Origin of the sequence: Algoriphagus locisalis (genome assembly GCF_900116615.1) — a bacterium.
Classification (GTDB): Bacteria; Bacteroidota; Bacteroidia; order Cytophagales; family Cyclobacteriaceae; genus Algoriphagus; species Algoriphagus locisalis.
In genome coordinates, this window is record NZ_FPBF01000005.1 from 285,348 (window position 1) to 302,278 (window position 16,931).

Consider the following 16,931-nt stretch of genomic DNA (forward strand, 5'->3'; position numbering starts at 1 on the left):
GCACAACGTACATATCGCATTTTGATCAGTGGTGGAGGAACCGGGGGGCATATCTATCCGGCTATCGCTATTGCTAATGCCTGGAAGGAAAAACATCCTGCCAGCGAGATCTTATTTGTGGGTGCTTTGGGCAAAATGGAAATGCAGAAAGTACCTGAAGCTGGGTACAAAATCAAAGGACTTCCAGTGGCTGGCTTGCAAAGAAGCTTGTCTCTGGAAAACCTGAAATTCCCTTTTAAGCTTTTGAAAAGCCTGACTCAAGCTTCCCAAATCATCAAGGACTTTAAGCCTGATGCAGTGGTAGGAGTAGGTGGCTACGCAAGTGGTCCGGTGCTTTATGCTGCGCAAAGAAAAGGAATTCCTACGCTGGTACAGGAACAAAACTCCTACGCAGGTTTGACAAATAAAATTCTGGCTAAAAAAGCCAAAAAGATCTGTGTTGCCTATCCTGATATGGATCGCTTTTTCCCTACGGATAGAATCGCTTACACAGGAAATCCTGTTCGCAAGGACATTCTGGATTTGTCTGGAAAAAGAGAAAATGCATTTACCCATTTCGGGTTAGATCCCGCTAAGAAAACTCTTTTGGTTTTGGGTGGCTCACTAGGAGCAAGAACACTAAACCATGCTGTGCTAAAGGATATGCAGATACTTGAGGAGGAAGGTTACCAGGTGCTTTGGCAGTGTGGTAAATTTTATTTCCAAGAGATGAAATCCAAGCTGTCAGACTCAGGTCTGAAATCTATTTATCTGAATGAGTTTATCCGCGAAATGGATTTGGCATATGCGGCGGCAGATGTGATTGTTTCTAGAGCCGGAGCATTGTCGGTTTCAGAACTTTCTCTTGTGGGTAAACCTGTGATTTTTATTCCATCTCCGAATGTGGCTGAAGATCATCAGACCAAAAATGCAATGGCTTATGTAAGTCATGACGCAGCATTGCTTTTGAAAGATTCAGAGGCTGTAGGCGCTTTGGAACAAGAAGTAACTAAGCTAATGAAGGATAGCTCGCTGGCTTCCTTATTAGGAAAAAACATAAAGAATCTGGCTAAGCCGAATGCGGCAAACGCCATAGTGGAAGAAGTAGAACAATTGATTGTATGAGTTTCGAAGGTATAAATAGCGTCCATTTGCTCGGAATTGGCGGCATAGGCATGAGTGCCTTGGCCCGATGGTTCCGTCATGAAGGATATGCTGTATCTGGATATGACCGTACTCCTTCGCCACTTACAGAGGAATTGATCGCGGAGGGAATGCAGATTTCTTTTGAGGACAAGTTGGAAAGCATTCCTGCTCAGATCAAAGACCATTCTGAAAAGGCCCTGATCATTTGGACTCCGGCTATGCCGAAGGATTCTGCACAACTGAATTTCTTCAGAGACAATGGCTATCAACTGAAGAAAAGATCAGAAGTGCTAGGCATACTGACAAGCACTTATTATACAATCGCCGTTGCTGGTACACATGGTAAGACGACTACGTCCTCCATGATAGCCCATATGCTGAAGTCAGCAGGAAAGCCAATTGTGGCATTCTTGGGTGGAATAACACAGAATTATCAAAGCAACCTGATTCTGGGAGGTAAAAAGTCTAAAGAGCCAACCTTAGTAGTAGTGGAGGCAGATGAGTTTGACCGCTCATTCTTAAGACTCCACCCAAATGAGGTAGTGCTGACAAGTGCAGATCCTGACCATTTGGATGTCTATGGTGACGAACAGCACATCTTGGATGGTTTCTTGGAATTTGTTCATCTGGCAGATAAAAAAGGAAGATTATACATACAGCAGCATGCTGCACAAAGACTTGGAGAGGGCAAGCTTCCAAAGATCGCTACACGTGAGTACGGGTTGAGATCTTCCGGAATCAGTGCTGAGAATATTCAGGCGCGACCTGGTTCATTTGTCTTTGATTATTTGGATGGCAAAAATGAGATTAAAGGCTTGGAGTTATTCATTCCTGGGTTTCATAACGTGGAAAATGCCTTGGCGGCAATCGCCATAGCTCTGGATCACAATATCTCAGAAGAGCAAATCCGCTTAGGATTGAGCTCTTTCAAGGGAGTGAAGAGAAGGTTTGAAATTCATGTGAATGAGGGGAACCATGTTTACATAGATGATTATGCGCATCATCCTGAAGAGATCCGAGCCTGTTTAAGTTCAGTTCGGGCTATGTTCCCGACGAAGAAATTAACGGTGATTTTCCAACCGCATTTGTTTTCGCGCACGCGTGATTTTGCCGAAGGCTTTTCAGAGAGTTTATCCTTGGCGGATTCGGTGATTTTGTTGGATATCTACCCAGCAAGGGAGTTGCCAATCGAAGGAGTGACTTCAGCGATGTTGCTGGATGGGATCAATACGGATCATAAGGAATTGGTATCCAAAGAGGATTTGATGAGTCATTTGGACAAGGCATCACCGGAAGTTTTGGTGACTCTTGGAGCTGGAGATATTGACCGATTAGTACCTGTGATTGCTACTTGGATGAAAGAGGGACTTAACCGATATGCGCTATGAAAAAAGCTAATCTAAAGAAAATAGCGGCTTTTGTGGTGCTCAGTCTAGTACTGGTTGGATTCATCGGATTTGTGGAAAAGCAGACGATGTACAAGACTTTCCAAGGTACTGAAATCGATATAGAAGGAGTAAGTGGAGTGTATTTCGTGGAGGATGCCGAGATCTCAAAAATCCTAGCCGAAGCATTTCCTGAATTGAAAGCAGGATTGATGCTTGAGCAAGTGCCAATGAAAGCAATTGAAGCTAGGCTTTTAGGGCATCCATTTGTAAAGTCGGTGGAAGCTATGCTGGGACAGAAAGGGATTTTGAATTTGAAGATCAGCCAGCATCAGCCGATTGCGAGAATTGCGCAGCCAATGGCAGCTGACGGCTATATAACAACCGAAGGCAAGGTGATTCCTACTTCCACTTCATACACGAGCCGTGTGCTGATTTTGGAAGGCGACTATGCTGAAATGCTAATGGATAAAGGTGATATCAAAGCGGATATGCCTGAATTGATGGACTTGATCACATTCATCACTGAGGATGAATTTTGGAATGCACAGATCACCGAATTGGAAGTGAATTCCAAGGATAATATCCGTCTTTTCCAACAGGTGGGAAGACAGGTAATTGAGTTCGGTGACGCACATGATATAGAGAATAAGTTTGACCGGATATCGGTCTTTTATAAGGAAATATTGCCTCGCAAGGGCTGGAATACTTACGATCGGGTAAGTGTAAAGTTTAAGGATCAAATCGTCTGTGAATAATAGCTTGGATATGGAAAACAAAGAACTAATAGTAGGACTGGATATTGGGACAACCAAGATCTGTGTCATTGTGGGACGCAAAAATGAGTATGGCAAACTCGAGGTGCTAGGCATGGGCAAAGCCGTTTCTGACGGAGTTGATCGCGGCGTGGTGACCAACATAGACAAGACTGTCCATGCTATAGAAAAAGCAGTGGAAGAAGCCTCGGAAATGGCCAATGTGGACATCGCTGATGTCATCGTGGGAATTGCCGGGCAGCATATCCAGAGCAAAATACAAAGCGGCAGCATCATGCGTCATCCTACCGATGATGAGATCACGGTAGAAGACGTAAGGAGACTTTCCAGCGAAATGGAAAACATACTTATTCCTCCGGGAAATACAATCATCCATGTAATGCCCCAGGATTACACCGTGGATTACGAAGGTGGTATCAAAGATCCTGTAGGGATGTCAGGTACACGTCTGGAAGCTGATTTCCATATCATCACCGCCCAGACCACTGCTATCAACAATATAAACAGATGTGTGCGCCGTGCAGATTTAGTTTCCAAGCAACTAATTCTTGAGCCATTGGCAAGTTCACTTTCTGTTTTGAGCGATGACGAGAAGGAAGCAGGCGTTTGCCTGGTAGATATAGGAGGCGGAACCACAGACATCGCCATTTTCTACGAGAATATTATTCGTCATACTGCCGTGATTCCTTTGGGTGGAAATATTATCACTAAGGACATCAAAGAAGGCTGCATGGTGATGCAGAATCAAGCGGAATTGCTGAAAACAAAATTTGGAAAAGCCATCACAGAAGAGGCAAATCCAAATGAGATCGTATCGATTCCAGGCTTGAGAAATAGAGCTCCAAAAGAGATTTCTATCAGAAACTTAGCTTCTATCATTCAGGCTAGAATGGAAGAAATCATCGAGATCGTGCAGAATGAGATTATGCAAAGTGGGCATTACAAAAAGCTGGCTGGGGGAATCGTCCTCACAGGAGGTGGTTCTCAATTGCAGTTCATCTCTCAGCTCTTCGAATACATGACAGGTCTGGATACCAGGATTGGCTATCCAAATGAGCACTTGGGTAAGTCGGTGATCGAGGAAGTGAAGAGCCCGATGTACGCGACTTCAGTAGGTCTTGTACTTGCTGGATTCAAAGCACTTGACGACAGAGATCAAGGCTATGCTAAAAGAACTGCTAACGGAAAAGCCATTAAAAGACAAAAACCAATGGACATCAGTCCAAAAGATATTTTCGATAAAATCGCCGGAAGACTGAAAGGAATTCTCAGCGATGACATCGGAGACGATATTAATTACTAGGGCTTATGATTGGGGGAGATTGATGGCTCTGCTGCCAATTTCCCTTTTTAAAACACCACTAATACAACCATAGAAAATTCACCAATAAATATAAATATGTCAGATAACATGAAAGATTACAGATTTGATTTACACAAAAACCCGAAGTCAATTATAAAGGTAATTGGCGTTGGTGGAGGCGGTTCCAATGCCGTAAACCACATGTTTGGTCTAGGGATTAAAGACGTTGAGTTTGTGGTAGTCAATACCGATGCTCAGGCGCTTAAGTCTAGCCCGGTTCCATTGAGATTACAGCTTGGCGCTAATTTGACCGAAGGTCTTGGTGCCGGTGCAAATCCAGAGCAAGGAAAAAATGCAGCGATAGAATCAGAGGATGAGATCCGTGAGCTATTGGCTGATAACACCAAAATGGTATTTATCACAGCTGGAATGGGTGGAGGTACCGGTACTGGTGCAGCTCCTGTGGTAGCTAGAATTGCAAAAGAGCTTAATATCCTAACTGTGGGTATTGTTACCGCTCCATTCATGTTCGAAGGAAAGAAGAAAATGAATGTGGCTCAGGCTGGAATTGAAGCTCTTCGCGAGAATTGCGATACAGTTTTGGTTATTTTGAATGACAAATTGAGAGAGATCTATGGCAACCTTGCCATCAGAACTGCTTTCAGCAAGGCGGACGATATTCTATCTACTGCTGCAAGATCTATCGCTGAGATCATCACTGTTCATCAGGATGTAAACGTGGATTTTGAAGATGTGAAGACAGTAATGAAAGATGCTGGTGCTGCCGTGATGGGCTCTTCCACTGAGGAAGGCGAAGGACGTGCAATCCGCGCTGCAGGTGCTGCTATCTCTTCTCCGTTGCTAAACAATGTAGATATCAAAGGAGCAGAGAAAATCTTGCTTTCTATCATGTCTGGCGAAGACGAAGAATTGTCTATGGACGAATTGAGTGAAATCACTGAGTACATCCAGGAGAAAGCTGGTGACAATGCAGAAGTGATCTTCGGTCAGGGTATCGATCCTGAATTAGGCAAAGCTATCCGAGTAACTGTAATTGCTACAGGTTTCCAAATGGATAGACTTGCAGGTACTAAGAGAGAGGAAACAGCTAAAGCTATAGCTGCACCTTCTCCAGTTCCAGCTCCAGCACCAAGCACTCCAGTTCAGGAAGTAGAAGAAGAGAAAACAGTAATCAATTTGGACTCTGGTAAATCTGAGAAAGTGAAAGAAGAGCCAGTTGCTAACGGATCCACTTTTGTATTCTCTATGCCTAAAACTCCTGCTCCTGCTCCAACTCCAGCTCCAGAAGAGAAGCCAGTGGCTGAAACCCCTAAGAAAGAAGAACCAATCGAAGCTCCTAAGCCTGCTCCAAAGAAAGAAAGCTTATTTTCTTTTATGAAGAAGGATGAAGTAAAAGCTGAAGCTCCTAAGCCTGCTCAGGAGAAAATCGTCCATGATCTTTTCGAAGATGAGGAAGAAAAAAATACTCCTGAAGCGCCTAAAAAAGAAGAGCCAGCTACTCCTGCCTTTGCAAATGATTACTATGAGCAAATGAAGCAGAAGGCGATTCAAAGAGCTCATGAGCGTTTCGAAAAGCTAAAAGGAAGCCGTGCTTACAATCCAACTCCGGAAGAATTGAAGGAGAAAATGGAGGTGCCGGCTTATCAGCGTAAAAACGTAGTATTGAACGAACCTCAGCATAGCTCTGAGCCAAGCATCAGTAAGTACAACTTGAGCGATGACAATGAGATTCTAGGTAATAATAGATTCCTGCATGATAATGTGGACTAAGTCCTAAAACTCAAGCAGCATGTCTGCCTGGGTTTGCAGCAAGTCCATGTACAGCCTGTTGGTGAGCAGGTTATCTGACATATTTTGCTCTATTTTAGCCAGTTTTGGCTTAAGAGCAAGGACATGCATACCCAGATAATGGAAGATGTCGGTAAGGTGGCTCATTGCGATGCCACCCCCGCCTATTCCAGATGAAATACCCACCAAAGCACACTTTTTATTCCTGAATGTATTAGGATAGGTCATCCCGTCGATGAAGGTTTTTAGGATTCCCGGGAATGAACCGTTGTACTCAGGTACGATGAACACAAACTTTTTCCCATCTACTAATTGATCGTGGAACTCGTTATACAAATCATGTTTCCCGTTATTTTCATACAAAGCATTCTCAATAAAATCACTGGGCAGATCCTCTAATTCCATGATTTCTGATTGCTCACCTTTCTCTGTTAGGATACTTTGATAGAGTTCAGCGATGGTTTTGGAGACAGAGTTCTTACGGTTGGTTCCTACGATTATCTTGATCATTGCATGTATATTTCTGAAGGGAAGACATTCTTACGGGTGTATTTGTTCGAAGCTTAGCTGTAATTTATATCTTTAGGACTGACAAATTACACCTTATGGACTACCCAAATCAAATCTCTGAAGCAACTTCTTTTATACAATCCCAATATTCTGGGGAAATATCAATTGCGATTATACTTGGAACAGGCCTTGGACATTTGGGAGATCAGATCAATGTAGAAAAAGAAATTGACTACGCTGATATCCCAAATTTCCCGCTTTCTACAGTAGAGAGTCATTCTGGCAAATTGATTTTTGGGGAGCTTTCCGGGAAAAAAGTGATGGCGATGAAAGGCCGCTTTCACTACTACGAAGGCTATTCTATGCAGGAAGTGACATTTCCAATTCGGGTTATGCACAAACTTGGAATTAGAACACTTTTGGTTTCAAATGCTTCGGGAGGATTGAATCCGGCCCAGGAAGTAGGCGATGTGATGATTATCCGTGATCAGATCGATTTGTTTCCAGAGAGCCCACTTCGTGGAAAGCATTTCGAAGAATTTGGTCCCAGATTCCCGGACATGAGTGATGCCTATTCAGCAGATTTACTCTCCAAGGGTTTAGGTTTTGCTAAGGCAAATAACTTCAGGGTTCATACAGGAGTGTATGTAGGAGTGCAAGGGCCAAACCTAGAAACGCCCGCAGAATACAAATACCTTCATGGCTTAGGTGCGGACGCTGTAGGAATGAGTACCGTACCGGAAGTGATCGTAGCGCGGCAGATGGGAATTGAGGTGTTTGGGATTTCTGCAATTACAGATTTGGGAGTAGAGGGCAAAATCCAGCCGGTGACAATCGTGGATGTTCTTGCCGCTGCCGCTAAAGCTGAACCGGTAATGGCTGCAATTATCAAAGAATTGGTTAGACAAATAGATTAAGTATTCCATAGACGTTGACCTGCTTCTCCGGAAGCTGGACTAATAAAGATTGCTTCGTCGTACCTCCTTCTACCAATGACGAAATCCTAAGTTTCGATATTGATTTGATTACACATCGAAGTGAAGAATCACGGCAAAGGTTTCTTAAGTCGCGCCTTTGCGCCTTTGCGGGAGCCACTTCGACTTCGCTCAGTGTGACACATAGCAATTAATCGCCGCGCCGTTGCGCCGCCGCGAGAAATTTACCAGCTAGTCGGTTTATAATCCTTCAGGAATTTTCCATTCCAATGTTTGCTTGTATTGATTCCATCGAATAAAGGATCCATCACCCGGGCAGCTCCATCCACAATATCTAATGGAGGTTGGAAGTCATGCAAATCCTGCTTTCTCTTGGCCAGTTCAGCAGGATCCTCATCCGTCACCCAACCTGTATCTACTGCATTGGTGTAAATCCCAAATTTAGGTAGCTCAGCTGCCGAAGTTAATGTCATCATGTTCAATGCAGCCTTCGCCATGTTGGTATGTGGATGCCGAGCTTCCTTGTGAAACTGATGGAATTTGCCTTCCATAGCTGACACATTGATGATATGTTTTTTACCCGTATAATCCTTCTTCATGATATTTACGAGGCGATTGCATAGCACAAATGGAGCAACAGAATTTACGAGCTGAACTTCAAGCATTTCGTTGGTGTGGATTTCTCCCAGCTTCAATCTCCAGCTATTCGTTTTTCTCAAATCCACTTGCTGAAGATCAGCGTCCAGTTTTCCAATAGGGAAAATCTCCTCAGAACTCAAAGAATCATCGATGCTATAAGGTATTTGCGTCAGCTGAGCGGAAGAAGTAAGTCCAATCCCGAGTTGTTTTCCATGCCAGGAAACAGGCAGATTTTTGTTTTCGCCCTCGGCAAATTCCTGACTGAGAATTCGGATTTCCTGCAAGCACTCATGATGATCGGAAAGTAACTTTTGCGAAGCTGAAGAGAGGTCATTCCATTCCAAGGTCTCATTTTCCATCAAATGCTGATAAAATCCTGCTGGTCGGCGAACTGTCTGAGCGGCATTGTTGATCAAGACATCCAAACGATCGTATTTCTGCTCTATGTAATTGCAAAAAATCTCCACACTTGGGATATGTCTCAAGTCCAAGCCATGAATATGAAGTCTGTTCCCCCATTCTTTAAAATCAGGTTCCTTGGCAAATCGTAAAGCTGAATCCACCGGGAATCGAGTCGTGGCAATAACCGTGGCTCCAGCCCGGAGCATCATTAAAGTAATATGGTAACCGATTTTCAATCGAGAGCCCGTCACCAACGCAACTTGACCTTGCAGATCTGCAGTCTGAAAGCGCTTGGCATAATTGAAATCCCCGCATCCTGTACACATGGTGTCGTAGAAATGATGCAATCTGTTAAAGGATTCCTTGCAGACGTAACACTCGCGAGGGGATTCGAGAATAATAGCTTCCTCGGCTTCTTTTCCGGTCAGAGACAACATAGTTGGTGCGATGAAAATTGAAGCTTCCCGAGCAGAACGGATGCCTGTCGTTTTTCTGGCAGATTTGTCTTTGTCGGCAACTTTCTTTCTGTGGATCTTCTTAGCGCCTTTTTTGCGCTCGGCAAGTTCTTCCTTACTTGGTCTTGAAAATTGCCCTGCAGCCATCAAGAGCGCAAGTCGGCTTTCTTTAGGGATATCAAAAATCTGGTCCGTATCCGCATTTAATCCTTCCAGCACTGCGATGGCTTGAGCGATTTGTTCAGCGGTGATTTTCACTGGTTTTACAGATTCTGATTCCTTTTCCATGGTTGTTCAATACAAGGGCGCAAAAGTAGAGATTTATAAAATGGAAATTAGTGTCATTCAGTAAGATGCTTTTAATGCTTGATAATTATGCTCATATTTTCTCACCCTTTAATTAAGTGACTGGCCGTTTTTTCAATATTATCTATTGGTTATTGAGAATATGTGTTATAAAAATTGTGTATTTATTTAATTAACCTAACTTGTTATTATCATTTAACAATTACTTACAACCTAAAACCTAAAGAACTGATGAAAACACTAATGCTGATTGCACTTTTTATGGTCTCTTTCGTAACTGCTGCTACGGACGTTACCGGACGCTGGACTGGTACTATTATGGATCAATTTGAAGTGGTCTATAACTTTACCCAAGATGGAGAGACAGTTGGAGGCACTACTGTTGGCCCAGATGGCTCCACTATAAAGATTGCGAATGGAGTGATCAAGGGCGATGAAATTTCTTTCACAATTGATGTAATGGGCGGTGATTTACCTATTAAAGGCAAAGTTGATGGAGATACCATGAAACTCACCTTTACAATGGAGGGAAATGAAATGCCTTTCGAATTGAAAAAGGACGCCAAAAAGTAAATTAAGAGAACTCTAAAAGATAAACCGAAGTCCAACAGGGCTTCGTTTTTTTTTATCCTAGTTTAAGTTTATATCCCCATAAGTGTCAAAAATCCAGATGTGTAAATCCTTGTAAGTCAGGATTTCGAAAGCTTCATCCGTGGCTATCTACAGGTTGTCATTACAGGACAATTCCCTTAGAAATTACCAGATCAAATTTTTCTATTCAACAACTACAGTTTGCTTTTTCGCTTCCCGATTGACCCGTATAGACAGTAGTACCACGCTTTTTGTAATGAGGGACTGTAAATGAAATCAAATTAACAATTGCGCCTTAGAGTCTTGGCGGGAGATAAAAAAAGAATGCCGCGTCGCTGCGCCGCCGCGAGAGAAACAGATCCATTTCGAGAAATACCTGACCTCACTAAGGGTAAATCCCAAATCTCCTGTCATAGAATCAAACTAAAGCAATTAGTATGAATTCCTTTACTAAGATTCTTGGGGTACTGTTTTTCATGGCAATCAATCCCCTTCAAGCACAGCAACTCACACAGACAATCCGAGGTACGGTGATCGATCAAATCACAAAAGCACCAATGCCTGGAGCAACGGTGATGATTTTGGATTCACATCCTCTCATCGGTACTACAACCGATGAGGCAGGAGATTTCAAAATCCAAAATTTGCCTGTAGGTATCTATGCGCTCAAAGTGAGCTTCGTTGGGTTTGAGGAAATGATCCTTCCCACTATCAAACTTAACTCTGGTAAAGAAGTGGTTCTCACTGTCCCTTTGGAAGAAGATCTAACGCAAATCGATGAATTCGTCGTGACGGCTAGCGATAAGGATCGGACGATCAATGAAATGGTGCAGGTGAGTGGACGGACGTTCTCTGTGGAGGAAACCAGGAAGTTTGCCGCTGCAGTGAATGATCCTGGCCGAATGGCGATTTCCTTTTCTGGTGTGACAGGAACTGATGATGGCAACAACAACATTTCCATTCGGGGAAATAGTCCAAACGGTTTGCTTTGGCGTATGGAAGGAATAGACATCCCCAATCCCAACCATTTTGTGAATCCTGGTACTTCAGGTGGAGGAGTTTCCATTCTCAGTTCCCAATTGTTGGCAAATTCTGATTTCATAACGGGCGCTTTTCCTGCGGAATATGGCAATGCACTTTCGGGAGTATTTGATTTGAACCTGCGAAAAGGGAACAATGAAAATCAGGAATTTACGCTTCAAGCGGGATTTTTGGGTCTGGATGTGGCAGCAGAAGGACCAATTGCCAAAGGCTACAAGGGTTCTTATCTGATAAACTATCGGTATTCTACACTTTCTCTGCTTTCGAAAATCGGACTTCCTCTGGGCGATTTTGTGACCAATTTCCAGGATTTGTCTTTCAATGTTTTTCTTCCAACGGGTCCGAAAAGTACGATTACAGTCTTTGGATTTGGAGGATTAAGTGATCAGGATGGAAATGCACTGACGGATTCGCTGGAATGGGAATCTGAAGGAGATCGTTATGGCGGGACTTTTTTCTCCAATACTGGGGCAGTTGGAGTCAAGCATTCCTATAGTTTGAACGAAGCAAATTTCCTGCAGACTACGGTGCTGGCCTCTGGGCATTCTTTGGGTACAACGGAGTTTCGATTAAATGATGAGCTTCGGGAACAAGATCGCTTCTATGAAAACTACAGCAATTCGAAAGTCACGCTAAGCTCCGTTTTGAATACCAAGTTTTCTGCTAAAGCAAGTTTAAGAAGCGGGTTTTATATAAATCAGCTTTACTACAATCTCCGTGAAGATGACTTTGATGAGGAGTCACAAAATCTAGCAACTAACATCAATTCTAAAGGAAATACACAGAGCATCCAGGCCTTTTCCCAATTGAATTACCGTGCAAATGAGCGGTTGACTTTCAATCTGGGGTTGCACTATCTACAACTTTTGATGAATAACTCCAACTCAATTGAGCCAAGAATTAGTGCTTCGTATGCGTTGGACGAAAAGCAGCGGGTTAGTTTCGGGTATGGCTTGCATTCCCAAGTGCAGCCGCTCGGGACCTACTTTGCGGAGCAAACTGTAAATGGACAGATCACTCTTCCAAATGAAGAGCTTGGTTTGAGTAAATCGCATCATTTTGTGTTGGGCTATGATCGCTCGCTGACACCCTATTTACGGATGAAAGTGGAAACGTATTACCAGCATTTATTTAATATTCCTATCAAAAGCGGCACAGATGAGACGTATTCTATCATTAACCAACAATGGACTTTCACCACGGATCCATTGGTGAATGAAGGGTTTGGGAAAAATTATGGAGTGGAACTGACTTTGGAGCAGTTTACCAACAAGGGGCTTTATTTCCTGCTCTCCGGTTCTCTGTATAATTCACTTTACAAAACGAACGAAAACGTCTGGAGAAACACCGCTTACAACGGCAATTTTAACCTGACTCTGACCGCTGGGAAGGAGTATGAACTGAAGAGAAATCGAGTGTTTGGAGTAAATCTCCGGGTGATTTATAGAGGAGGATTGCGGGATACACCGATAGATTTGGAAGCCTCTATTGAAAAAGGGGAAGGCGTCTATCTTGAAGATCAGATTTATTCGGAGAAAAACCCCAATTACTTCCGAACCGATCTTCGCTTAAGTATGACGAAAAACAAACCCAAGTCCACCAGAACTTGGGCGCTGGATATACAAAATGCAACTAACCGTCAAAATGTGTATGGTGCATATTTTGAGCCGATGACAAATAAAATCGAAACTTCGTATCAGGCTCCGCTAATTCCTATTTTGAGTTACCGGGTGGAGTTTTGAGGGAAGGAAAACGAAGTGTGAAAATGCTTCGTTTTTTTGTTTCACTGATTCAGGTGGTTGTACTTTTAGTTTAAAAAAATAGGAGTTTATAGTTGAATGGTTCTAAGATTGGTTTGGGATTTGCTAAGAGGTTTTTCCGTCAACTACTATTAATCTATTTTACGATGAGGATTCTCAAATCTATATTTTTCGCAAGTTTCATACTTCTTACTCTTTTTGCCTGTACTACCGATGAGGAGCCTTTATTTCAGGAAAAATATACGGCTGATGATTTAGTCAAACTTTATGGAGATGATTTCAAGCAATGGGAATTGCAGGCTTTTTATGATAACTATAACCAGAAGCGGTTAAGTGATAGAAATGCCTGTTTTGTTGATGATTTTTTCGTGTTTCAAAAAGATTCGAAGCAGATAAATGTGACTCCAGGTGAAGTGGGCTGTGATAATGTGGCAGCGGAAGATGAAATAACCACGGCTTCCTATGAATTTTATGAGGAAGATGGGTTTGTTTTTATTTCTATCGCTAAGGCTTCATCAGTCAATGGAGTTATCAAAAACAAATTTTTCAGTTTGCAATTGGTAGAACTGTCTGATAAAGAGATGATTTTCGCCAGCGGTGAGAAAGGCAATTATGAGATGGCTTTGGTTTTTGTAGCTAGTTGATTTGCTGGCCTAGCCATTATCATGGCTCTGGTTCCGATCTTTTTCATCCCTTTCAAGTCCAGTTTCTATTTGTCCATACCTGCCAGCATTTCCTCTCCGTGTAGTAGATTTTTTTTGAAGAGTTCAAAATCACGGTGTTGTGGTTTTGCACCCATCTCTACAGCTTTTTTGAACAATGGAACAGCTTCTTCCACTCTACCAAGTGCCATAAGTCCTTCTCCCATAGAGTCATAGACATTTGGAGAATCCGGGTGGTTTTCAAGGTTGTATTGGAATAAGGCCAAGGCATGCTTGTACTTATCAAAGCGCATTAGGCTATACCCAAGCATGTTAAAATCTTCCTCGGTTAATAAGGATGCGGGAATATAGGTTCCTATATCAGAAATAAACGTTTCAAATTCCTCAGGGGACAGTCTTTGTGCAGCACTGATGATTTTCTTATTTGGGTCGGCATAGAGTACTTGGCGAACCGACTGTGCAATCTGAGTCGGCTCTGCTGCAGGTAGCCTGTTCATGGTTCCTGATGAAAGAAGCACGGAATATTCCGGGCGAATTAGTGCATATTCATCAAAGAAATCCAGCTTGCTTGCCACTAACAATTTGTGGAATTCCTGCGAATTCATAGACAACTCATTCATCATCGGAAATACATAAGTCCCTCTCCCTAAAATAACTAATGAAGGCATTTCTGGAACTGATTGAGACGACCAGATAAGCTCATCTTCCTGTAGAATACCGAAAAATAGTTGTGATTCTAAGTTGTTGCCAACAGAACTATTGGTCATTGTTTTGGCTAGGAAACCCATGTATTCTGCCCCTATTTTTTCTCCATCCAAACCCTTCTCGCTTAGGTATTTACTTAGCTGAGTCGCATTTTCTGTGTCTATTACAGGATCAATGTAGATCATTCCTTCTACCTCGGTTGGATGATTTTCTGCAAACTGCCGGATGAGTAGATTCCCCCAGTTGTTTCCTGCTAAAATGTAAGGCGGGTGGATTTTCATTTCTTTTAGAAGTCCTTCCAATGCCTTTACTTGAGACTCTATACTTGGTTTTTGATCCGAATTGGAAGACTTTCCAAGACCTACTCTATCATAGGAAAGTACAGGAGAAAACTCAGCGATTTGATCAAATGCAGCATTCCAAGACTCCAAACTTTGCCCAGTCCCGGCTTCCAGAATCACGATGGGTTGATAAGCTTTCCTCTCCGCTAAACCTGAAGTTTTAGCCCGCATTTGTTTTCCATCCACAGATATAATTTCCGTTTTTGATTGGGCATTTACATGCGTAGCAAAGAAAAATGCGGGTAGGAATCCGAGTAAAAATAGTTTCTTCATGGGATGTGTTGATTTGTTCGAACTAAAAGTTAACTAAAAAATAGAATTTATGGAAAGCTGATTTACAGATTTTTACAAGTGTTAACAAAATTTTCAAATGAGTTGATAAGGAAGGGATTGTTCATTTGGGCTTTTATCACTTTCCTGATTTATTGACAAATAAGCCCTATTTTAGAATTGGCAAGCTGTTCATAGCTATCAGCTTATTTTCTTTAGAGTCCTGAGTTTTAGTTAGAACCAAATTACATGCGATTTTTTCAAGTTTTTCAATATCCAATTTCAACAAATTCTAATCATGGCAGCAAAGTATAAAACCCCGGGTGTTTACATCAATGAGCAAAATGCTTTTCCGAATTCGGTTGTTGAAGTTGCCACAGCGGTACCGGCATTTGTTGGCTACACTCCGCAAGCGGAATATCAAGGTAAATCGTATCTGAACACTCCTGTCAAAATCACCTCCTGGAATGAATTTTTGACCTTTTTTTGCTTCCCAGAGAAGGAAGGGATTAAGCAACAACAATACAGCCCAGTGTTTTATGTTGAGGAGTCGAAGATTGTTCCAAATGCTGTTGGAACCCTCTCCTTAGATCAGACTGATTATTCTATCACTCCTGATCCCAGTACTATCTACTACCTCTATTTGAGTGTTTACATGTTTTATCAAAATGGAGGAGGAGATGCTTATATCGTTTCAGTTGGAGGATATGGAAAGCCTTCGGGAAGGCCACTTAGGCCGGGCGATCCGCTGGTCAATCCAAATGTCTCGCTTAAGGAATTACTGAATGGACTCTCTTTGCTCAAAAAAGAAGCTGAGCCTACGATGTATGTATTTCCAGAAGCCACTCTTATGACACCTGGCAATCATGCGACCCTTACTCAGGAAATGCTTCGGCAGTGTGAGGAGCTTAAAACGGCAATTTCCATTCTGGATGTTCCAGCTGGTAGAGACGCTAGTCAACAGAATTTTGAAAAGGAAATTGCAAATTTTAGAAATGGCACTGGAAACATTGGCTTGAGTTACGGTGCAGCTTATTTCCCTTTTGTAAATACCACCTGTCTTAATCAGGAGGATCTAGATTACTCAAATTTGTTTGGGGGCGATGTGTCAAAGCTGGCTGAATTGATCAATCCAAAGGATGCTGATCCCACTTTAAAAAAGATTTTTGATATGATCGTAGATGATCAAGAGGAGTCTATGTCAATAAGGCAACTCAATAGAGCCTTATTGAATTACAGTAAGCTTTATTCGGCGCTGTTAGCTAAAGTTCGGGAGCAGGCAAACCTACTACCACCAAGCGGAGCGATGGCCGGAGTAATGACTATAGTCGATAATTCTACTGGAGTCTGGAAAGCTCCTGCAAATGTTAGCATAGCTGGAGTGACTGGCTTATCTTTTTACGTAAATGATACCCAGCAAGGGCCACTCAATGTAGATTCAGTTACGGGTAAATCTGTGAACGTCTTACGCTCTTTTGTCGGGCAAGGAATATTGGTTTGGGGTGCGAGAACGCTGGATGGAAACAGTCAGGATTATAGGTATATCTCCGTTAGAAGAACTCTAATAATGTTAGAGCAGTCCTGTCAATTAGCTGCAAAAGCTTACGTGTTTGAAAAAAATGATGCAAATACTTGGCAGTCAGTGAAATCTATGATTAGCAATTTCTTAACTAGTATTTGGAAGCAAGGAGGTTTGGCAGGTGCAAGTCCTGAGGATGCTTTTTCAGTTGAGTGTGGCCTTGGAAGGACAATGACTACTCAAGATATTCTCAATGGAATAATGATCATCACTATTAAAGTAGCAGTGACTCGTCCGGCAGAGTTTATTGTGATTTCGTTTTCGCAGCAAATGGCAACTTTGAGTTAACTAGTTAGCGAGGGTTTTCTAGATTATTACGAGGTTAAAGCTCTATGCT

The 16,931-nt window shown here is 42.5% G+C and carries 13 protein-coding genes; 10 read left to right on the top strand and 3 right to left on the bottom strand.

From position 1 onward, the window contains the following. Nucleotides 1–21: 21 nt before the first annotated feature. The 5 genes from murG to ftsZ all read left to right on the top strand — a co-directional run bounded on the left by murG (nt 22) and on the right by ftsZ (nt 6,380). Entirely contained in the window at nt 22–1,104 is a 1,083-nt protein-coding gene (gene murG, locus BM386_RS15290; RefSeq protein ID WP_091695888.1) for an undecaprenyldiphospho-muramoylpentapeptide beta-N-acetylglucosaminyltransferase, read from the top strand. Further along, nucleotides 1,101–2,513: a UDP-N-acetylmuramate--L-alanine ligase gene (murC, locus tag BM386_RS15295; RefSeq protein WP_091695890.1), complete on the top strand. Its 1,413-nt coding sequence runs from the start codon at nt 1,101–1,103 to the stop codon at nt 2,511–2,513. Before murG ends, murC begins: the two co-directional genes overlap by 4 nt. Beyond that, a complete protein-coding gene (locus BM386_RS15300; protein ID WP_091695892.1) occupies nt 2,510–3,268 on the top strand; it encodes a cell division protein FtsQ/DivIB in 759 nt (252 codons plus the stop codon). Before murC ends, BM386_RS15300 begins: the two co-directional genes overlap by 4 nt. Nucleotides 3,269–3,278: 10 nt before the next feature. Beyond that, nucleotides 3,279–4,589 carry a cell division protein FtsA gene (gene ftsA / locus BM386_RS15305; protein ID WP_091695894.1) on the top strand — a complete coding sequence of 437 codons (1,311 nt, stop codon included), beginning with the start codon at nt 3,279–3,281 and terminating at the stop codon, nt 4,587–4,589. A gap of 108 nt (nt 4,590–4,697) precedes the next feature. Then, nucleotides 4,698–6,380, top strand: coding sequence for a cell division protein FtsZ (gene ftsZ, locus BM386_RS15310; protein WP_091696144.1), 1,683 nt, complete (start codon nt 4,698–4,700; stop codon nt 6,378–6,380). A 3-nt stretch (nt 6,381–6,383) separates the two neighbouring features. On the opposite strand, the gene BM386_RS15315 is transcribed toward ftsZ, so the two are convergent. Continuing rightward, nucleotides 6,384–6,908 carry an NADPH-dependent FMN reductase gene (locus BM386_RS15315; RefSeq protein WP_091695896.1) on the bottom strand — a complete coding sequence of 175 codons (525 nt, stop codon included), beginning with the start codon at nt 6,906–6,908 and terminating at the stop codon, nt 6,384–6,386. A 95-nt stretch (nt 6,909–7,003) separates the two neighbouring features. Between BM386_RS15315 and BM386_RS15320 the strand changes: the two genes are divergently transcribed. Further along, nucleotides 7,004–7,825 carry a purine-nucleoside phosphorylase gene (locus BM386_RS15320; RefSeq protein ID WP_091695898.1) on the top strand — a complete coding sequence of 274 codons (822 nt, stop codon included), beginning with the start codon at nt 7,004–7,006 and terminating at the stop codon, nt 7,823–7,825. A 242-nt stretch (nt 7,826–8,067) separates the two neighbouring features. On the opposite strand, the gene BM386_RS15325 is transcribed toward BM386_RS15320, so the two are convergent. Then, on the bottom strand, nt 8,068–9,627 hold the full coding sequence (locus BM386_RS15325) for an SDR family NAD(P)-dependent oxidoreductase (protein ID WP_091695900.1): 1,560 nt from the start codon (nt 9,625–9,627) through the stop codon (nt 8,068–8,070). A gap of 249 nt (nt 9,628–9,876) precedes the next feature. Between BM386_RS15325 and BM386_RS15330 the strand changes: the two genes are divergently transcribed. The 3 genes from BM386_RS15330 to BM386_RS15340 all read left to right on the top strand — a co-directional run bounded on the left by BM386_RS15330 (nt 9,877) and on the right by BM386_RS15340 (nt 13,681). Beyond that, on the top strand, nt 9,877–10,218 hold the full coding sequence (locus tag BM386_RS15330) for a hypothetical protein (protein ID WP_091695902.1): 342 nt from the start codon (nt 9,877–9,879) through the stop codon (nt 10,216–10,218). A gap of 455 nt (nt 10,219–10,673) precedes the next feature. Then, a complete protein-coding gene (locus tag BM386_RS15335) occupies nt 10,674–13,019 on the top strand; it encodes a TonB-dependent receptor (RefSeq protein WP_091695904.1) in 2,346 nt (781 codons plus the stop codon). A gap of 164 nt (nt 13,020–13,183) precedes the next feature. After that, nucleotides 13,184–13,681, top strand: coding sequence for a hypothetical protein (locus tag BM386_RS15340; RefSeq protein ID WP_091695906.1), 498 nt, complete (start codon nt 13,184–13,186; stop codon nt 13,679–13,681). A 65-nt stretch (nt 13,682–13,746) separates the two neighbouring features. On the opposite strand, the gene BM386_RS15345 is transcribed toward BM386_RS15340, so the two are convergent. Continuing rightward, nucleotides 13,747–15,018, bottom strand: a complete 1,272-nt coding sequence (locus BM386_RS15345; protein WP_091695908.1) for a tetratricopeptide repeat protein — start codon at nt 15,016–15,018, stop codon at nt 13,747–13,749. A 295-nt stretch (nt 15,019–15,313) separates the two neighbouring features. Here BM386_RS15345 and BM386_RS15350 point away from each other — a divergent pair, with 295 nt between their 5' ends. After that, the gene (locus BM386_RS15350; RefSeq protein WP_091695910.1) at nt 15,314–16,882 is read left to right on the top strand and encodes a phage tail sheath family protein; all 1,569 of its coding nucleotides are present in this window, start codon (nt 15,314–15,316) and stop codon (nt 16,880–16,882) included. Nucleotides 16,883–16,931: the final 49 nt, after the last annotated feature.

Excerpts from the sequence above, each read along its gene's own strand:
- ftsA (WP_091695894.1), top strand. The coding sequence starts at position 3,279 with ATGGAAAACAAAGAACTAATAGTAGGACTGGATATTGGGACAACCAAG.
- BM386_RS15350 (WP_091695910.1), top strand. The coding sequence starts at position 15,314 with ATGGCAGCAAAGTATAAAACCCCGGGTGTTTACATCAATGAGCAAAAT.
- murC (WP_091695890.1), top strand. The coding sequence starts at position 1,101 with ATGAGTTTCGAAGGTATAAATAGCGTCCATTTGCTCGGAATTGGCGGC.
- BM386_RS15315 (WP_091695896.1), bottom strand. The coding sequence starts at position 6,908 with ATGATCAAGATAATCGTAGGAACCAACCGTAAGAACTCTGTCTCCAAA.
- BM386_RS15335 (WP_091695904.1), top strand. The coding sequence starts at position 10,674 with ATGAATTCCTTTACTAAGATTCTTGGGGTACTGTTTTTCATGGCAATC.
- BM386_RS15320 (WP_091695898.1), top strand. The coding sequence starts at position 7,004 with ATGGACTACCCAAATCAAATCTCTGAAGCAACTTCTTTTATACAATCC.
- BM386_RS15300 (WP_091695892.1), top strand. The coding sequence starts at position 2,510 with ATGAAAAAAGCTAATCTAAAGAAAATAGCGGCTTTTGTGGTGCTCAGT.
- BM386_RS15345 (WP_091695908.1), bottom strand. The coding sequence starts at position 15,018 with ATGAAGAAACTATTTTTACTCGGATTCCTACCCGCATTTTTCTTTGCT.
- BM386_RS15325 (WP_091695900.1), bottom strand. The coding sequence starts at position 9,627 with ATGGAAAAGGAATCAGAATCTGTAAAACCAGTGAAAATCACCGCTGAA.
- BM386_RS15340 (WP_091695906.1), top strand. The coding sequence starts at position 13,184 with ATGAGGATTCTCAAATCTATATTTTTCGCAAGTTTCATACTTCTTACT.
- ftsZ (WP_091696144.1), top strand. The coding sequence starts at position 4,698 with ATGAAAGATTACAGATTTGATTTACACAAAAACCCGAAGTCAATTATA.
- BM386_RS15330 (WP_091695902.1), top strand. The coding sequence starts at position 9,877 with ATGAAAACACTAATGCTGATTGCACTTTTTATGGTCTCTTTCGTAACT.